Source organism: Streptomyces sp. SM1, assembly GCF_002910825.1.
Taxonomy (GTDB): Bacteria; Actinomycetota; Actinomycetes; order Streptomycetales; family Streptomycetaceae; genus Streptomyces; species Streptomyces okerensis.
Genome location: NZ_NEUB01000114.1, coordinates 1 through 2,133, shown reverse-complemented (window position 1 = coordinate 2,133; position 2,133 = coordinate 1). Strand labels below are relative to the sequence as shown.

Annotated in this window: 3 protein-coding genes; 2 read left to right on the top strand and 1 reads right to left on the bottom strand. The window is 72.6% G+C overall.

The features are described from left to right. On the bottom strand, positions 1-437 hold a 437-nt coding region (locus B9S61_RS02465), incomplete at its 3' end, for a DUF1772 domain-containing protein (protein ID WP_103540709.1). A gap of 214 nt (positions 438-651) precedes the next feature. On the opposite strand from B9S61_RS02465, the gene B9S61_RS02460 reads away from it, so the two are divergent. Together B9S61_RS02460 and B9S61_RS02455 are read left to right on the top strand one after the other, a co-directional pair. Then, complete coding sequence (locus B9S61_RS02460; protein ID WP_103540708.1) at positions 652-1,284, top strand: uridine kinase; 633 nt, start codon at positions 652-654, stop codon at positions 1,282-1,284. A 166-nt stretch (positions 1,285-1,450) separates the two neighbouring features. Further along, positions 1,451-1,879 carry a CBS domain-containing protein gene (locus tag B9S61_RS02455; RefSeq protein ID WP_103540707.1) on the top strand — a complete coding sequence of 143 codons (429 nt, stop codon included), beginning with the start codon at positions 1,451-1,453 and terminating at the stop codon, positions 1,877-1,879. The last annotated feature ends 254 nt before the right edge of the window (positions 1,880-2,133 follow it).

Genomic DNA, 2,133 nt, shown 5'->3' with positions numbered 1-2,133 from the left:
GCGAGTGTGCGCACGTGGTTCCACCTCGTCCACTCGCGCACGTAGACCGGCCAGTACGCGACCGCTTCGGCGCTGTCCGGTTCCAGCCGGGCCAGCGCGTCGTTGCGCGGTATGTTCGCGGCCACGGTCAGCCCGAACGACCCCAGCAGGTACAGGGCACCGCCCACCAGCAGCTCGACCGCCCCCTCCTCCGGCCACAGCACGAACGTCACCACCGTGAGCACCGCGCACAGGACGGCCGAGCCCAGGAACACCAGCATGAAGCCCGGCCGCACCGCCGCCACGTTCACCGCCTGCATGGCGGCCACGCCCTGCGCGGGCGGCAGCGTCGCGAGCCCTCTCATCACGAAGGTCGAGAAGGCGCAGAAGGCGCCTGCCGCCAGTCCGGTCCCGAGCACGCCCAGCACCGTCAGCACGAAGTACGGCCCGTCGATCATGTCCTCACCCTCGTCCGCCGGCCGGGACCCTACCCGGCCGGTCCGTCACCACAGTGAACACGAAACCGGAGACCCCCGGCCCTGCCGGGACGCCCGTCGCTCGTAGCGTCCCCCGCGCCGGTCGGACCGCACCACCGCCGCCGACGGCGCACCCTCCTTCCGGAAGACAGCCCCGAAGCACGCTCCCGGCAGCGGGTGGACGCATCATGGCCCTGTGCGACTCGAAGCGATCACCTGGGACCGGCTCGGCGACCTCCTCGCCGACCGCCTGCTGGAGCTGAAGACGGCCGACGGCGGACCCTGGCCCCGGGTCGCCCTCGACGGCGCTCCGGCCGCCCGCACGGGAGACCTCGCCGAGCGGGTCGCCGGGGCGCTGCGGATACGCGGCCGTCCCTCCCTGGTGGTGGGCACCGACGGTTTTCTGCGCCCCGCCTCGGTCCGGCTGGAGCACGGCCACCGGGACGAGGAGTCCTACTACAGCGGCTGGTACGACACCGGAGCCCTGTGGCGCGAGGTGTTCGGTCCTCTCGAACCGGGCGGGAGCGGGCGGGTGCTGCCCGATCTCCGGGACCCCGTCGCAGACCGGGCCACCCGCAGCCCCTATACCGAACTTCCGCCCGGCGGCGTGCTGTTGCTGCACGGTCCCCTCCTTCTGCACCACCGGTTCCCCTTCGATCTGAGCGTTCATCTGCTCCTCTCCCCGGGCGCCCTGCGCCGCCGGACCCCCGAGGCCGACCACTGGACCCTCCCGGCCTTCGAACGCTACGAGCGCGAGACCGACCCGGTCCGGACGGCCGACGTACTGGTGCGGGCCGACGATCCCCGCCATCCCGCCTGGCGCGGCTGACACCGGCTGATCAGGGCGTCCCGGCCCTCCCCAGCCCTCCCCGGTTCTTCACGGCGTGATCGGCCCTTCCAGGTGCCGTCCGCGGGCGGCACGACGAGAATGAAAGGCGTCGGGACTCGCGGTGCGACCCGCGCCGCGCCGGCCGTCCGGCCACGGGAGGTACTCCATGACCACCGCCGGAGACATCATGCATCGCGGCGCCCAGTGGATCCCCGCTCACGAAACCCTCGACCGTGCCGCCCAGTTGATGCGCGAGCTGAACGTCGGCGCCCTGCCCATCAGCGACGAGAACGAGCGGCTCTGCGGCATCCTCACCGACCGCGACATCGTCGTCGGCTGTGTCGCCGTGGGCCACGATCCCGCCCGGGTCACCGCCGGTGAGATGGCCAAGGGCACCCCGCGCTGGATCGAGGCGGACGCCAGTGTCGACGACGTCCTGCGCGAGATGCGGACCCACCAGATCCGCAGGCTCCCCGTCATCGACGACAAGCGCCTCGTCGGCATGATCAGCGAAGCCGATCTCGCCCAGCACCTGACGGAGGACCAGATCGCCACCTGGGCCGAGAGCGTCTACGCCAGGTCCGCCACGGGCTGACCCGGCCCCGGCCCACCGCCCGGAGCCGACGCGATGCGGCGGATCCGCGTCAGAGCCGGCGGCCGGGCCGGAACGCCCGGTACAGCTTCGGACACACGATGGATATCAGTCCGGTCGGCATCCCTTCCCCCTTCGCGTGGTTCGCCCGCTCGGTCCCGCCTACCGCGGGCCGTCCTGTCCTCCCCGCCCGGCTCGCCAGTCTGCCAGTCCTGGACGCCTCGCGTGCGAGCCTGTGGACAACGGGAGTCCGCCCT